At 38.7% G+C, this 14,270-nt stretch carries 16 protein-coding genes, 1 pseudogene and 1 riboswitch; of the genes and pseudogenes, 13 read left to right on the top strand and 4 right to left on the bottom strand.

The genetic code is table 11. From position 1 onward, the window contains the following. Positions 1–31: 31 nt before the first annotated feature. Positions 32–1,267 carry an ATP-binding protein gene (locus ACAN53_RS08565; protein ID WP_379970292.1) on the bottom strand — a complete coding sequence of 412 codons (1,236 nt, stop codon included), beginning with the start codon at positions 1,265–1,267 and terminating at the stop codon, positions 32–34. 237 nt (positions 1,268–1,504) lie between these two features. Further along, a riboswitch (PreQ1 riboswitch) is annotated at positions 1,505–1,548 on the top strand. A gap of 91 nt (positions 1,549–1,639) precedes the next feature. Between ACAN53_RS08565 and queC the strand changes: the two genes are divergently transcribed. The 5 genes and pseudogenes from queC to queF form a co-directional block, all read left to right on the top strand. Next, entirely contained in the window at positions 1,640–2,302 is a 663-nt protein-coding gene (gene queC / locus ACAN53_RS08560; RefSeq protein WP_379970291.1) for a 7-cyano-7-deazaguanine synthase QueC, read from the top strand. Then, entirely contained in the window at positions 2,302–2,790 is a 489-nt protein-coding gene (queD, locus tag ACAN53_RS08555) for a 6-carboxytetrahydropterin synthase QueD (RefSeq protein WP_379968993.1), read from the top strand. The genes queC and queD overlap by 1 nt, the downstream gene beginning before the upstream one ends. Continuing rightward, the gene (queE, locus tag ACAN53_RS08550) at positions 2,783–3,496 is read left to right on the top strand and encodes a 7-carboxy-7-deazaguanine synthase QueE (protein ID WP_379968991.1); all 714 of its coding nucleotides are present in this window, start codon (positions 2,783–2,785) and stop codon (positions 3,494–3,496) included. The genes queD and queE overlap by 8 nt, the downstream gene beginning before the upstream one ends. Positions 3,497–3,512: 16 nt before the next feature. Beyond that, positions 3,513–3,686 carry a hypothetical protein gene (locus tag ACAN53_RS08545; RefSeq protein ID WP_379968989.1) on the top strand — a complete coding sequence of 58 codons (174 nt, stop codon included), beginning with the start codon at positions 3,513–3,515 and terminating at the stop codon, positions 3,684–3,686. Positions 3,687–3,933: 247 nt separating this feature from the next. After that, positions 3,934–4,263, top strand: a pseudogene (gene queF, locus ACAN53_RS08540) (preQ(1) synthase); the annotation flags it as partial. A gap of 82 nt (positions 4,264–4,345) precedes the next feature. On the opposite strand, the gene ACAN53_RS08535 reads toward queF, so the two are convergent. Further along, complete coding sequence (locus ACAN53_RS08535) at positions 4,346–4,528, bottom strand: YkvS family protein (RefSeq protein ID WP_379968987.1); 183 nt, start codon at positions 4,526–4,528, stop codon at positions 4,346–4,348. 317 nt (positions 4,529–4,845) lie between these two features. On the opposite strand from ACAN53_RS08535, the gene ACAN53_RS08530 reads away from it, so the two are divergent. From ACAN53_RS08530 to ACAN53_RS08500, 7 genes are all read left to right on the top strand, one after another. Continuing rightward, positions 4,846–5,454: a histidine phosphatase family protein gene (locus tag ACAN53_RS08530; protein WP_379968985.1), complete on the top strand. Its 609-nt coding sequence runs from the start codon at positions 4,846–4,848 to the stop codon at positions 5,452–5,454. A 90-nt stretch (positions 5,455–5,544) separates the two neighbouring features. After that, on the top strand, positions 5,545–5,739 hold the full coding sequence (locus ACAN53_RS08525) for an abortive phage infection protein (protein WP_379968983.1): 195 nt from the start codon (positions 5,545–5,547) through the stop codon (positions 5,737–5,739). A gap of 35 nt (positions 5,740–5,774) precedes the next feature. After that, entirely contained in the window at positions 5,775–6,119 is a 345-nt protein-coding gene (locus ACAN53_RS08520) for a hypothetical protein (protein WP_379968982.1), read from the top strand. Between the two features lie 469 nt (positions 6,120–6,588). Continuing rightward, positions 6,589–6,948 (top strand): class Ib ribonucleoside-diphosphate reductase assembly flavoprotein NrdI, encoded by a 360-nt coding sequence (gene nrdI / locus ACAN53_RS08515; protein WP_379968980.1) that lies wholly within the window; start codon positions 6,589–6,591, stop codon positions 6,946–6,948. Then, positions 6,935–9,019: a class 1b ribonucleoside-diphosphate reductase subunit alpha gene (gene nrdE / locus ACAN53_RS08510; protein WP_379968978.1), complete on the top strand. Its 2,085-nt coding sequence runs from the start codon at positions 6,935–6,937 to the stop codon at positions 9,017–9,019. Before nrdI ends, nrdE begins: the two co-directional genes overlap by 14 nt. 21 nt (positions 9,020–9,040) lie before the next feature. Further along, the gene (gene nrdF / locus ACAN53_RS08505) at positions 9,041–10,006 is read left to right on the top strand and encodes a class 1b ribonucleoside-diphosphate reductase subunit beta (RefSeq protein ID WP_379968976.1); all 966 of its coding nucleotides are present in this window, start codon (positions 9,041–9,043) and stop codon (positions 10,004–10,006) included. A gap of 63 nt (positions 10,007–10,069) precedes the next feature. After that, a complete protein-coding gene (locus tag ACAN53_RS08500; RefSeq protein ID WP_379968974.1) occupies positions 10,070–11,035 on the top strand; it encodes a quinone oxidoreductase family protein in 966 nt (321 codons plus the stop codon). Between the two features lie 47 nt (positions 11,036–11,082). Here the strand turns inward: ACAN53_RS08500 and ACAN53_RS08495 are convergent, their stop codons facing one another. Beyond that, positions 11,083–11,850: a class I SAM-dependent methyltransferase gene (locus tag ACAN53_RS08495; protein WP_379968972.1), complete on the bottom strand. Its 768-nt coding sequence runs from the start codon at positions 11,848–11,850 to the stop codon at positions 11,083–11,085. Positions 11,851–12,039: 189 nt separating this feature from the next. On the opposite strand from ACAN53_RS08495, the gene ACAN53_RS08490 reads away from it, so the two are divergent. Continuing rightward, positions 12,040–13,665 (top strand): M20/M25/M40 family metallo-hydrolase, encoded by a 1,626-nt coding sequence (locus tag ACAN53_RS08490; protein ID WP_379968970.1) that lies wholly within the window; start codon positions 12,040–12,042, stop codon positions 13,663–13,665. A 1-nt stretch (position 13,666) separates the two neighbouring features. Here the strand turns inward: ACAN53_RS08490 and ACAN53_RS08485 are convergent, their stop codons facing one another. Beyond that, positions 13,667–14,125: a hypothetical protein gene (locus tag ACAN53_RS08485; RefSeq protein ID WP_379968968.1), complete on the bottom strand. Its 459-nt coding sequence runs from the start codon at positions 14,123–14,125 to the stop codon at positions 13,667–13,669. Positions 14,126–14,270: the final 145 nt, after the last annotated feature.

The raw sequence follows: 14,270 nt of genomic DNA, 5'->3' as shown, positions 1-14,270 counted from the left end.
GAAAAAATGAAGAAATCGTAATGTACCACGTTTACGTTTTCTTCATTTTTACTACAATTGGAAAGCGTAATTTGAATTTTGTACCATTATCGAGGTTGCTTAATATGGCAATGGTACCTCCCATTGCCTTTATAACACTAAATACGACCATCATTCCTAGACCAGTCCCTTTTTCTTTCGTAGAGTAAAAGGGGGACCCAAGTCGCTTTAATTGATCTTCATTCATTCCAATTCCAGTATCTTCTATTAGAAGCTCGATTTCTTGTTCATACGATTTTGTTGAAATTGTTAAAGTTCCTCCCGTAGGCATCGCCTCAATTGAGTTTTTAAGAATATTAAGCAAACATTGATGCAGCTTTTGTTTTTCACCAAGAACGGAAGATGAATAATGAGGCGGACTATACTGAATGATGACGTTTGCAAAATTAGCCATCGGCGTAATGAGACTAAGAACATTAGCTATCTCGTGATGCAAATCTAACGTTTGCATTTTGTCAATGCTTGGCTTAGCGAATGTCAAGTAATCCGTAAGCACATGATTTGCTTGGTCAATCCCATTGATTGCTATATCTAAGTACACCTTTTGTTCTTCACGCGAGCAATTTCCCGATTGAAGAAGCTGTAAAAAACCGCGTGTGGAAGTGAGGGGATTGCGTATCTCATGTGAAATGGAAGCCGCCATTTCACCAATAAGCTGAAACTTTTCCGCGTTCATAAGTTCGTCCTGGAGTTTTACCTGAGAACGCAAAATTTCTATTAAATAGAGTATTAATATAGTTCCAAACGTGCTGCAAAGTTGGTATACAATAATATAGTCCATGTATTCTTTTGGACCTACTTCAGCAATGAAAAATGGAATCCAACCTCCTGAGAATACGGCTGAGATGAAAATGGACAGTACAATTTTCTTAGAAAAGGTAGATTGGATATAAATTCGACGTGTAAATATAAGTACTATAAATAGAATGGTTGAAGCAAGTAGGGTATTATACCCGCCGATACCACCCCAAAATAAACGATATATATTCATTGCAACCCATACGATTCCTCCTGCAACAGGACCACCAATATAGGTACTGCTAATGAGAACAATTTGTCTCATATCAAATCGATAGCCACTAAAGGGCTGGGCTGCAAATGTAATGCAAAGAAAGGCAGAGCATATACTTAGAATAATGAAAATGAAGGAACTAAGCTTGGGATGTTGTTTCCCTTTTTGTACCCAGAAAAGATGATATGTTAAGGTGGAAATTAAAATAATTAACATGTTCATCAGCTGGTAGACGATAAAAATCTTCAATACCTAAACCACCTCATTCTTTCAAAGAAAAAATCTTTATAGGTATATAATACTATTATTAGAAAAAAATATAAATACTATAATTTGTCCACGTAAAAGTTGTACTAGATGAAGGGTCTGTTGCGAAATTTTGTTCTTTCTATTACAATACATAGGTATCCTATCGTACAAAATAGTTGAATGGAAGAAAGTCCATGCCTAGGCATGGGAGAGGTTCGCGAACTCCCTCTATAAAAAACTAAGAAAAACAACATCCAGAGGATTTGTTTTGTTTTTTATGAAGTTCAAGAATACTCGTCTTCTAATTTTCTTAAGAGAGAAAAGGAGAATGAGTCGATGATGAAGCAAGAAAAGGCAGTTGTTGTATTTAGCGGCGGACAAGATAGTACAACGTGTTTGTTTTGGGCGCTGCAGCAGTTTAAGGAAGTAGAAGCAGTTACGTTTAATTATAATCAACGTCATCGTTTAGAAATTGAATGTGCAGCGAACATTGCAAAGGAACTGGGCATAAAGCATACGATTCTTGACATGGGTTTGTTAAACCAGCTTGCTCCTAATGCACTAACTCGAAATGATATTGAAATTACACAGGAAGACGGCGAACTTCCCTCTACGTTTGTAGATGGACGTAATTTATTGTTTCTATCCTTTGCGGCTGTGCTGGCAAAGCAAGTAGGAGCAAGACATATTATAACGGGTGTTTGTGAAACGGATTTTAGTGGGTATCCGGATTGCAGGGATGTTTTTGTGAAGTCTTTAAATGTAACGCTTAATTTAGCAATGGATTATGAGTTTGTTATCCATACGCCTCTTATGTGGTTAAATAAAGCTGAGACGTGGAAAATGGCTGATAGACTAGGTGCTTTTAATTTTGTCCGCGAAAAAACATTAACCTGTTATGAAGGAATTATGGGAGATGGTTGTGGAGAATGCCCTGCATGTAAGCTTCGAAAAGCTGGTCTTGATACGTTTATCGCAGAGCGCGAAGGAGCGAATGCGTAATGGAACAAGGCTTTTTTGGTTTTCGCATTGTAGATAATTTACAAAAAATAGATATTGATATAAAACGGACGCAGCTAAAGTACCATGCAAAACGTGTAATGGTCAGCAAGGAATTTACATTTGACGCTGCGCATCATTTACATGCATACGAAGGAAAATGCAAAAATTTGCATGGGCATACGTATAAAGTTGTGTTTGGCATTAGTGCATATCCAAATGAAATCGGAATTGCCGTTGATTTTGGTGATATAAAGAAAATTTGGAAAGAACAGATTGAAATTTATTTAGATCATCGATATTTGAATGAAACATTGCCACCGATGAATACAACAGCAGAGAACATGGTCGTTTGGATTTTTGAAAAAATGGAAGAATCCTTGGCGAGTTGTGCAAAGGAATTTCGAGAAGCACGGGTAGAATTTGTGAAATTGTATGAAACACCGACTAGCTATGCTGAAATGAGACGGGAGTGGATGCTCCTTGACTAACATTCCGGTTTTAGAAATATTTGGTCCAACCATTCAAGGAGAAGGAATGGTCGTCGGAAAAAAAACGATGTTTGTTCGAACAGCTGGATGTGATTATCATTGTGCATGGTGCGATTCTGCTTTTACATGGGACGGGTCAGCAAAGGAACATATTAGGCGAATGAACGTCGAAGAAATTTGGGAAGAATTACAGCGCTTAGGAGAGAATCGATTTTCACATGTTACGATATCGGGTGGAAATCCGGTGTTGATTCCAGCTATTGGCGATCTTGTGTCCTTGTTGAAGGAACATCATATTCGCACCGCAATTGAAACACAAGGTAGCAGATGGCAAGAGTGGCTTCTTGACATAGACGACGTAACTATCTCTCCCAAACCACCAAGCTCCCATATGGAAACGAATTTTGAAATTCTAGATACGATTGTGCAGCGGCTACGTAATCAGCATATGAGTCTTAAAGTGGTTGTGTTTGATGAAACTGATTTTGCGTATGCGAGAGAGGTACATCAACGATATTCAGACGTTCCGTTTTATGTGCAGGTAGGCAATGACGATGTCCATACGGATCAGAATGCTACGCTCGTAACGAATTTACTTCATAAATACGAATGGTTAATTAATCAAGTGATCGAATCGAATATGAATGATGTAACAGTTCTCCCGCAGCTACATACGCTCGTGTGGGGCAATAAGCGTGGAGTATAAGAGAGGAGCAGAGAACATGCCGGGACGTAAAAACGAAGAGTTAGAGGATGTAACGCTGTTAGGAAATCAACAAACAAATTATGCGTTTGATTATACACCCGAAGTTTTAGAAACGTTTGATAATCATCATCAAGGACGAGATTATTTTGTCAAATTCAATTGTCCGGAGTTTACTAGCTTGTGTCAATAAGGGCACACTTCTGTGGTGACACAGTCGCTTAAACCTCGTGAATTCAGGGAAGGAAGCGATTCTAATCCTGAGCCAAGCCCGCTTTCGGGAAGGTGCAGAGACTATCGAAATCACACAACTGTGAAGCGAGTAAGTAGCATTGTGGAAGAGAGTAGAGTACATCAGAAATGATGGAAGCGCGAGGGTTCTTTCGTATATATCGCAGTGTACTAAGAACATGATATAGTCCACCTGCAAATTGCAGATGCCAAAAACCGGACAACCTGATTTTGCTACGATTTACATTAGCTATATTCCTGAATTAAAAATGGTAGAAAGCAAGTCACTGAAGCTATACTTGTTTAGCTTCCGTAATCATGGTGATTTTCATGAAGATTGCATGAATATCATTATGAATGATTTAATTGAGCTCATGAACCCGCGTTATATCGAAGTATGGGGTAAATTTACGCCGCGCGGCGGCATTTCCATTGATCCGTACTGCAACTATGGACGGCCGGGTACAAAATATGAGGATATGGCTGATTACCGCCTTATGAATCATGATATGTATCCAGAAAAAATCGATAATCGATAAGCGTCCCGAAAAAAGTGGCACAGGTACTTGTGCCACTTTTTTGTATAGCTATACTTGCACAGCGAAAATGTTTTCGCTAGCCTTATAGATTTTCAACCACGCGATAATTCCGATGATTGACTACGGTTAGAGGCTCTAAATCGAGTTCTCGATAATTCTTCATAATCGTTATGTCTACAATAACGGAGTTTTGATTCACTTTCTGAACGCGGCCTTGCAATCCGTCTTTAAATTCAACAATGTCTCCTGCTTCCGCAATCTTCATAAGCATTCTCCTCATAAACAAGTATTAGCAGATATTTTTACCAAATATTACCATACTTTTTATCTACTTTCGTCTATTTTGAACTAAAAAGTCTATTTTGTAAATGATTCCCTTGCAATTTGTTTGGAAATTTTTTTGAAAAAGAAAAAAAGAAGGAGAAAATAAATCAAATTGGATTAAAAAGGAATAGGATACAAGTGGAATTTCAAAAAAAGGTGATAGATGCATCTACTTTCTTCTGACGTGGTATGATATATATATATATAGCAAACGATACAGATTACTGGTAGTTTTCATGAAAACGGAGTGTGAGTGAGATGAAAATCTCGTTGATTAAGCACGGTCGCAAAGAAATGACATCCGATTTTATGAATGCAAAGCAATTCCGTAAATGGCTTGTACAGTATAATAAGAAGAATATACTGCCTGAGAAGAATATACCAGTTGAAACGGTGGAAGCTATTCGTACGGCTAAAATTGTTCTTTCAAGTACGTCTGCTCAAGCTATTCAGACGGCTACATTGCTAACGGATTCTCTTTCCTTTGTGCAAAATTCTATTTTTGTTGAAACAGATTTGCCCTATGTGATAAAAGTCCCACTATGGATCAAGCTAAAGCCAAATGGGTGGATTACAATGAGTCGTACCCTCTGGATGGCTGGTTATTCTGATCATATTGAATCTTATACACAAGCAACTGAACGTGCTAAACAAGCCGTCGATTTGTTAATTGGATACGCGATTTGCTATGACCACATTGCATTAGTAGGACATGATTATTTTAACGGAATGATTGCTAAGGAATTACGCAAGCGTGGTTGGTCGGGTCCGATGCTCGTGTCGAGTGATTATTGGGGAACCGTGACCTATGAATTTCCAAAAGCGTTAGAAGGCATGAAAAGGGGCTTTGGTTTAACTGCAACGTAAGCGTTACGACGTGCTTACGTTTTTATTTTTTAATAATCTTGTCGAATTTTGGAAACCAAGGTAAAATGAATTACGATAGAGGTGAAATATATGGATGTAACTGTAGCAGAAGATGTATTACAACAACTTCGAACGGGCGCGATTATGGAATATATAGTACAGAAGGATGATTTTTATTCCTTTCGGGAGGTTCTTGTAAAGCAACCAGATTTTAAACACTTTCGTGGCATCGCACAGCATAATGCGATTGTAGTGTACACATATATGGAAACAGAGAGATCTTAACATTACTTGTTGTTTGGCAGAGGAGGAATACAAGATTGGAAGAGAAGGACATGCGTCTTTCCCGTTGGGACTATATGTGGCAAGACAAATTAGGACATAAATTTGTTGGAGCTGTATTATATCCAGGCAAAAGAAAACGGGAAGGCCGATACTTATGGGAAATGAAAAAAAAGATAGTAGAGGCATACAAAAGTCAAGATTTCGTCTCTATGACGATTTTGCACAATGATTCTTTTTTGGATATAGATGCACGGATATGGGATGTGGTAGAAGAAAAAAATAGAGTAACTGTTCGTGACGCGTCAGGCACTTATTATTTTATTCAAATGAAAGATGTTCTTCACATTGAAAAGCAGCATGACGAGCATCCTAACGAGTAAGCAAAGGGACTCTAAGAAATGGAGTCTCTTTGCTTTTGTTTATGTACCGTTTTTTTGCCGAATTATTCATACTTTGTTAGATTGTTAGTTCGTCTTTTATATTTCTAGACAAATGCGTTGACAAGATTTTTGAAATAGACTTTATTGACACGTCTTTTAGAATGTTGTTTCATATGATTTGTACTTATTTTTTGGTTCGGTTTTTTGTCGAAAAACAATTTTTTTTGTTCTTAACTATTTTATGTATATATCTTGTGTCGTTTAATGATTCATACTACAATATATAGGTAAATAGAGATGAGAACGAAATGAAGACATGCATCAGTAAGTTGATTTTCCATCCTTACTGTTTGTAAGTTATAAAAAACGGATCTGATGTACGTTGCCCCCACTTACAAGAAAAGTGGGGTATTACCGCCCATTTGGACGATGTGCATCCATTGTATCTGTGAAAAGTGGAGGTCTTGCAATGCGAATTGTGTATGATTCTATGACAGGGAATGTAAAGCGCTTCATTCATAAGATCGGAATGCCAGCTATGCAAATTCGCGAAGATTTAGTAATGAATGAAGATTTTGTTCTCGTAACGTATACGACAGGTTTTGGAAATGTTCCAGACCGTGTGATGAAATTTTTACAAAACAATAATTCCTTCTTAAAGGGTGTATCGGCAAGTGGAAATCGAAATTGGGGTGCTAACTACGGAGCAAGTGCAGATAAAATTGCGAATCATTATCTTGTCCCAGTTGTATCTAAATTTGAATTGTCCGGTACAACGCGAGATGTAGAATACTTTAAGGAAAGGGTGCGGGAGATTGCGGCACATTGAATTAAATAACGAAATTACAAAGATGAAGGATGGTTTCTATCAGCTTGAGAAAGACCAGGAGGCACTCGAAGAATTTCTAAAAGAAGTGGACGAACATATGGTTCACTTTGATAGCGTATCCGAACGTATTTCATTCATGACCGAGAATGATTATTACTATAACGTGCAGGAACAATATACGATGGAAGAAGTTGAAGCGGTGTACGCCATTACATATGGTGCCAATTTTGTTTTTCAATCGTATATGGCAGCCTCTAAGTTTTATAAAGATTATGCGTTAAAAACAAATGATTCTACGCGCTATTTAGAAAGCTATGCAGACCGCGTTGCCATTGTGTCTCTATTCTTAGGACGCGGAGACATAGCAAAAGCAAAGCAATTTGCAACGATGATTAGTAAACAGAATTATCAGCCTGCTACCCCAACGTTTTTAAATGCTGGACGTAGTCGCCGTGGTGAAATGGTGAGCTGCTTCTTACTTGAAATAGATGATAGCTTAAATTCAATTGGCTTTAATATCAACACAGCCATGCAGCTAAGTAAAATTGGTGGTGGTGTGGCGCTAAATTTGTCCAAGCTACGTGCACGTGGAGAGCAAATTAAAGGAATTGAAAATGCCGCTAGTGGTGTTATGCCAGTTATGAAGTTGCTCGAGGATTCGTTTTCCTATGCAAATCAATTAGGCCAACGTAAAGGAGCAGGAGCTGTTTATTTAAATATATTTCACTGGGATATAATTGAGTTTCTCGATTCAAAAAAAATCAATGCGGATGAAAAGACGCGGATTCAATCCCTATCCATTGGTATTATCGTACCGAGCAAATTTTTTGAGCTCGCAGAGAAAAATCAACCTTTGTATGTGTTTGCACCGTACACAGTATTTAAAGAGTATGGCAAGCATTTAGACGATATTGATATTGATGAAATGTATGATGAATTATTGAATAACCCGTTAGTAGAAAAAAAGCAGCTTGACTTAAGTGCTCGTGAAATGCTGGTTAAAATTGCAATGATCCAATTGGAATCTGGCTATCCGTACTTAATGTTTAAATCAAACGCAAACAACAAGCACCCTTTAAAAGATATCGGAACTGTGAAAATGTCAAACCTTTGTACGGAGATTTTCCAATTGCAGGAGACGTCTGAAATTAATGATTATGGGGACATGGATATCATTCGCCGTGATATTAATTGTAATTTAGGCTCCTTAAACATCGTAAACGTGATGAATAACAGAGAAATTCGTGAGGCTGTTCATGCAGGAATGGAAGCATTGACTGCTGTTTCAGATATGACGGTTATTCCAAACGCACCAACTGTAAAGAAAGCGAACGAAGAGCTTCATTCGGTTGGACTTGGAGCCATGAACCTACATGGCTTCCTTGCAAAAAATAAGATTGCCTTTGAAAGTGAAGAAGCAAAGGACTTTGTTCGTACCTTTTTCATGATGATTAATTTTTATTCAATTGAAAAGAGTATGATGATTGCGAAAGAAAAGGGAGAAACCTTCCTTGGCTTTGAACAGTCTGAATATGCAAAAGGAACGTATTTTCATAAATATGAAGAAACGAATTATCAACCGCGCACAGAAAAGGTGCGGGATTTATTTGTAGGAATGCCGATTCCAACGCAAGAAGATTGGAGCAATTTGAAGAAGAATGTGCAAACAAATGGACTGTACAATGCATACCGACTTGCCATTGCGCCAACGCAAAGTATTAGCTACGTCCAAAATGCAACTTCAAGCGTAATGCCAATCGTAAATATCATCGAGTCAAGAACGTATGCAAACGCAACTACATACTATCCGATGCCATATTTGTCTAGAGAGACGTTCTGGTATTATAAATCAGCCTATGAAATGAACCAATTTAAGTTAATCGATTTAATTGCAGAAATTCAAGATCATGTGGATCAAGGGATTAGCACCATTCTCTATGTAAATAGTGATATCTCAACAAGAGATTTAGCGCGTTATTATATATACGCTCATAAGAAAGGGTTAAAAAGCCTTTATTATACAAGAACACGTAAACTGACAGTGGAAGAATGTGTAGCATGTGTAGTATGAGTTTAAGAAGGAGTGAACATCATGCGGGCAGTAAACTGGAACAAGCAAGAGGATGAGTATAGCCTCGTCTTTTGGAAACAAAATATTGCACAGTTTTGGACAGAAGAGGAAATTTCCGTTTCTTCTGATAAAAATACATGGGTACGACTTTCTAAGGATGAGCAGAATGCGTATAAGAAAATTTTAGGTGGACTTACGCTGCTTGATACGAAGCAGGGCGGCGAAGGAATGCCGATGATTCTTCTTCACGTCGACAATCTCCAGGCAAAGAGTGTCCTTGGCTTTATGGGTGCGATGGAAGAAGTGCATGCGAAGAGTTATAGTCACATATTCACCACACTTACGAGCGAAGAAGAAATCGAAGAAATTTTCGACTGGGTTCATCATCATCCGTTACTTGGAAAAAAAGCTCAGATTATAACTGATTATTATCATCGTTTATTTCGTCCAGATGCGACGAAACGAGAACTTTATATGGCAATGGTTGCAAGTGTATTCCTAGAAAGCTATTTATTTTACAGCGGATTTTTCTATCCATTGTATCTGGCTGGACAAGGTAAGCTTACTGCAAGCGGTGAAATTATTAATCTAATTATTCGCGACGAGAGTATTCACGGCGTCTTTGTTGGGATGCTTGCACAGGAAACATTCCAGCATCTTTCTGAGCAGGAGCAGGCAGAAGTAAGACAGGAAACGATGGAGCTCTTACTTACTTTATATGAAAATGAAAAACTATATACGGAGGAGATTTATACTTCCATTGGGCTAGTGGATGAGGTTAATGCGTTTGTCCGTTACAATGCAAATAAGGCGTTAATGAATCTCGGGCTCGATCCGTACTTTGAGGAAGAGGATGTGAATCCTATCGTATTAAACGGGCTCCGAACGGATACGAAAAATCATGATTTCTTCTCGGTTAAAGGAAACGGATATGTGAAGGCAACAAATGTAGAAGAATTGACTGATGAAGACTTTGTATTTGAATGAGAAAAGACAGGACTTGTTCCTGTCTTTTTCACGCCAACATATATACGAGAGGAAGATAGGCATATGAAGGCTTTATTTTTTGAAAAGTTTGGAGGACCAGATGTTCTGCAGTACGGAGATGTAGCAGACCCAATCATGCAAGACGACGAGATTCTCGTTTCTATGAAAGCAATCGGTTTAAATTTTGCAGATGTGTATCGGCGCAAGGGTAATTATCATTTAGCTGGAAATCCTCCTTATATATTAGGATATGAAGGGGCTGGCATAGTAACGAAGGTAGGACGTAACGTTGAGGGAGTATGGATTGGGGATAGAGTTGCTTTTGCGGATGTTCCATTTGCTAATGCAGAGCTAGTTGCAGTTAAGAAGGATAAGATCATTCCCTTGCCAAATGAAATTTCTTTTGAAATGGCTGCTTCCCTCTTATTGCAAGGATTAACGGCACATTATTTAACGAAGGATAGCTACGGGGTCCGTTCGAATGATGTCGCTCTTGTCCATGCCGCTGCTGGCGGTGTTGGTCAATTGCTTGTTCAAATGATCAAGCGATACGGGGGCACGGTTATTGGGTTAACATCTTCTAAGGTAAAAGCAGAGTCGGTGAAAGATGCAGGTGCAGATGTTACGTTGCTATATAATGATGACTGGAAACAGGAAGTAAAGCGAGTGACAGACGGAAGAGGAGTAGATGTAGTTTACGAATCAGTTGGTTCGACGCTTATGGATAGCTTTGAAGCGACTCGGATTGGTGGCACGGTTGTCTTTTACGGTATGGCTGGAGGCGATCCGGTACCAGTTGATCCGCGTATGCTCATGGATACGTCTAAAACGCTTACGGGCGGTGATCTTTGGAATGTGTTAACCTCATATGAACAGAGGGTAGCTCGGTCAAGCGAGCTCTTTCGATGGGTTATAGAAGGAAGTATCACCCTGAAATCTCCTACTATATTTACGCTGCAGGACGGAGCACAAGCACATACCTATTTAGAAAGCCGAAAAAGCACAGGAAAAATACTGTTGATTCCATAAAAAGGACCATCATGGATTAAATCTGGGATGGCCCTTTTTATGGATGGCTATTTTCGGCAGTGCAGGAGGATAGACTGGCCTTGAAAACTAACTACTTGATTGTTGGCGGTTTGGATATGAAAATGCTGCTTCACAATTACGGGAGCATGCAGCATATATTCTTGTAGCTGTCCTTTCTCTTGACTTGGTAAGCTCATTCGGTTACACCAACTCTCAAACGGAAAGGTTTTGGAGAAGGTTTGCATGGTTTGAACATAAAATCCAGCTTCTTCGACGATGTTCAGCCATTCTGATTTTTTGTAAGCACGGTTATGGCTATAATCGCGTTTTTTTTCAACGTTATTGTAAAAGGAGTCAAGTATGTCATTCTCCGGTGCTACGTTGTCAAGGAGGAGAAAGGCTCCATTCTCTTTGAGCACACGATAGCTTTCTTTGACAAAATTAGTGACTGAAGGAAAGTGATGAGGTGCAATTCGGCATGCTACGATAGTAAAGCTGTCATCTGGAAAGGGGAGTTGCTCGGCATCTCCTTGTACGAAGTAAACATTTTTGTGCCCATTTCCATTTATAAATTCCTCGGCCTTTTCGAGCATTCGTTTTGTAATATCAAGGGCAATCACCTGCTTAGCAAACGGAGCAAATCCGTTTGCTACATGGCCACCACCTGTTGCAATATCAAGGACAATATCGGTGTGATCCGCGTTACCGGCATTCAAAAGGGCAGTCAGATCATTTCCCTTTGCATGCGTTTCACTTGTCACATACTGCTGAGCATGTGAGCCAAATTGCCGCTGTACTTCCTGTTTTTTATTCATATTGGTTTCCTCCTTCTATGCACATTTCTTGTTTATTTTGAATATGATAATCTATTATTTTGGAATGAACATCCTACTTTCTTCTATTATATTCATTTGACTGAATAATTAGAAAAGTATTATAATATTTTGAAACTAATTGATGCCTACTCTCACCATAAAGAAAAAATAGAGAAAAGAGGGAGTATTATGAATGAACGTCCTATGAAATGGCAAACGAAGGAAGGATTTATAAAGCTACTAGACGACCTTGTAGAAATTCCAAGTATTTCTGGAAGTGAGGATGAAGTTGCAATTGCTTATTTTATTAGGGATCAGTTGCAAGCTATACCTTATTTTCAAGAGCACCCTAGTTATATCCAAATACATCCAACTGGGGATGGGCGCACATCTATATCCGCTCTCGTGAAAAATGGAGATACTCCAAATACTGTCGTACTCGTCAGTCACTTTGATGTCGTGAATGTGGAGGATTACGGAAAGTATAAATCGCTTGCGTTTAAGCCGAAACAATTAACGGAGGAATTTTATAATCATAAAGATGTTCTTCCCGCGAATGTGCAGCGTGATATAGAAAAGGGGGAATGGCGATTTGGCCGCGGGGTAATGGATATGAAGTGCGGCATCGCCTTGCAAATGATGATGATCGAGCGCGCTGCCTATGGATGTATAGAAGGTAATGTGCTTTTTCTGGTTGTTGCCGATGAGGAAGTCAATTCCCGTGGAATGATCACATCTGTACCAGCCCTTCTTAAAATAAAAGAAGAGCATAATTTGAATTATCAAGCCTGCGTGAATTGTGAACCAATGTTTGCTCGATATCCTGGTGATGAACAGGATTATATATATACCGGCTCACTTGGGAAAATTATGCCTGCATTTTTCTGTTATGGGAAAGAGTCTCATGTGGGAGAGCCATTTGCTGGTTTAAACGCCAATAGTATGATGTCGTTTGTAACAACGGAATTGGAATTAAATACAGAATTTTGTGAATGGGTCGATGGTGAAGTATCTCCACCTCCTTCTACACTTATGCAAAAAGACTTGAAAATGGGATATTCGGTTCAAACACCTCATAAAGCCGTTGCACTTTATAATTTATTTTTGATGGAACGACCGCTTGAAGAGATTACAGAGAATTTATTAAACCTTGCAAAGCGTGCAGGACATAGTATTGAATCATGGTTTGAAAAGAGAGCCGAGCAGTATGCAGCAATGAAAGACTATCAATCTGTCAGTTTGAATGTATTGCAGTTTGAGGAGCTTTTGCAATATGCGAAAGATACCTACGGAAAAGAGAGAATAGTTAAATTGCAGAATGAAGTTTTAGAAAGACAAGGAGAGATAGGTGATGAAAGGGAGGTAGCCATAGCATTTGTAGATAAGGTTGCTTCATTATGTAATGAAAAGGCACCGATGATCTTGTTGTTTTTTGCACCGCCTTATTATCCTGCTGTTAGTTCTCGTCATAATGAGAAGATAGCTAGGGTAACGGAAGACATTATCATAATGGCTATGAAACAATATGAAATAGAACTGAAAGAGCAGTTGTATTTCGGTGGTATTTCCGATTTGAGCTATACAGGTCTTGGGCAATCTGCTTCTTCACTTGCGAAGCTCATTGGCAATCTGCCGTTGTGGGGTAGCCTGTATTCGTTGCCTCTAAAAGAATTACAGCAGCTGCAGCTTCCTGTTCTAAATATTGGACCACGTGGAAAGGACGCGCATAAATGGACTGAACGACTCGACGTTGACTATGCAACGGGACCGTTGCAGAATATGCTGCAAACTGCCATAGAGAAGCTTTTGGAGTAATCTAGAGATCTGTAATTGGCTTCAGAAATGGCGTCCATAGCCTTTCTATCCCAATATGATCCGATTCGCATACAATCCGAAACAGACCAAGCTCATGCGAAGTAACTTCATCAAGTTCGGTAAACACCGGATTGATATAGGTAAGTAAGTGCCTCGCATGTTGCTTATTCATGATAAATACGACAGGGGAATCCGGTAGCAAAATCTCATTTTCAAATGTAGAGAGAATCGTCTGATTATAATCAAAATCATGATCGGTATGAAACTCGCTTTTTACGGAAACAAGAACATTAAATTTTGTAATAGCCTCATCAAGAAGATGAAATACGAAGGAATCGTAACCGCATACAACTTTTTTAATGGGATCCGCCATAAAATAATGATTTAATTGCCTTCGCTGCAAATCTATTTCTTCTATGCTTGCCGGGTCTTCATAGCTAATAATATAAATATATTTCATATTTTCCCTCCTTTTTCCACTCTATTTGTCTATTCCCTATATGTTATGCAGGTTCCTTTGAAAAACAAGATCAAAATCGAAATAAACATAAAGTAAAGTCTTTGTATATGTAATGAATAGACGAAATAATTTGTATTTTCTTAAA

Origin of the sequence: Ectobacillus soli (assembly GCF_042610425.1) — a bacterium.
Classification (GTDB): domain Bacteria; phylum Bacillota; class Bacilli; order Bacillales; family Bacillaceae_G; genus Ectobacillus.
This window is presented reverse-complemented; position numbering and strand designations above follow the sequence as displayed.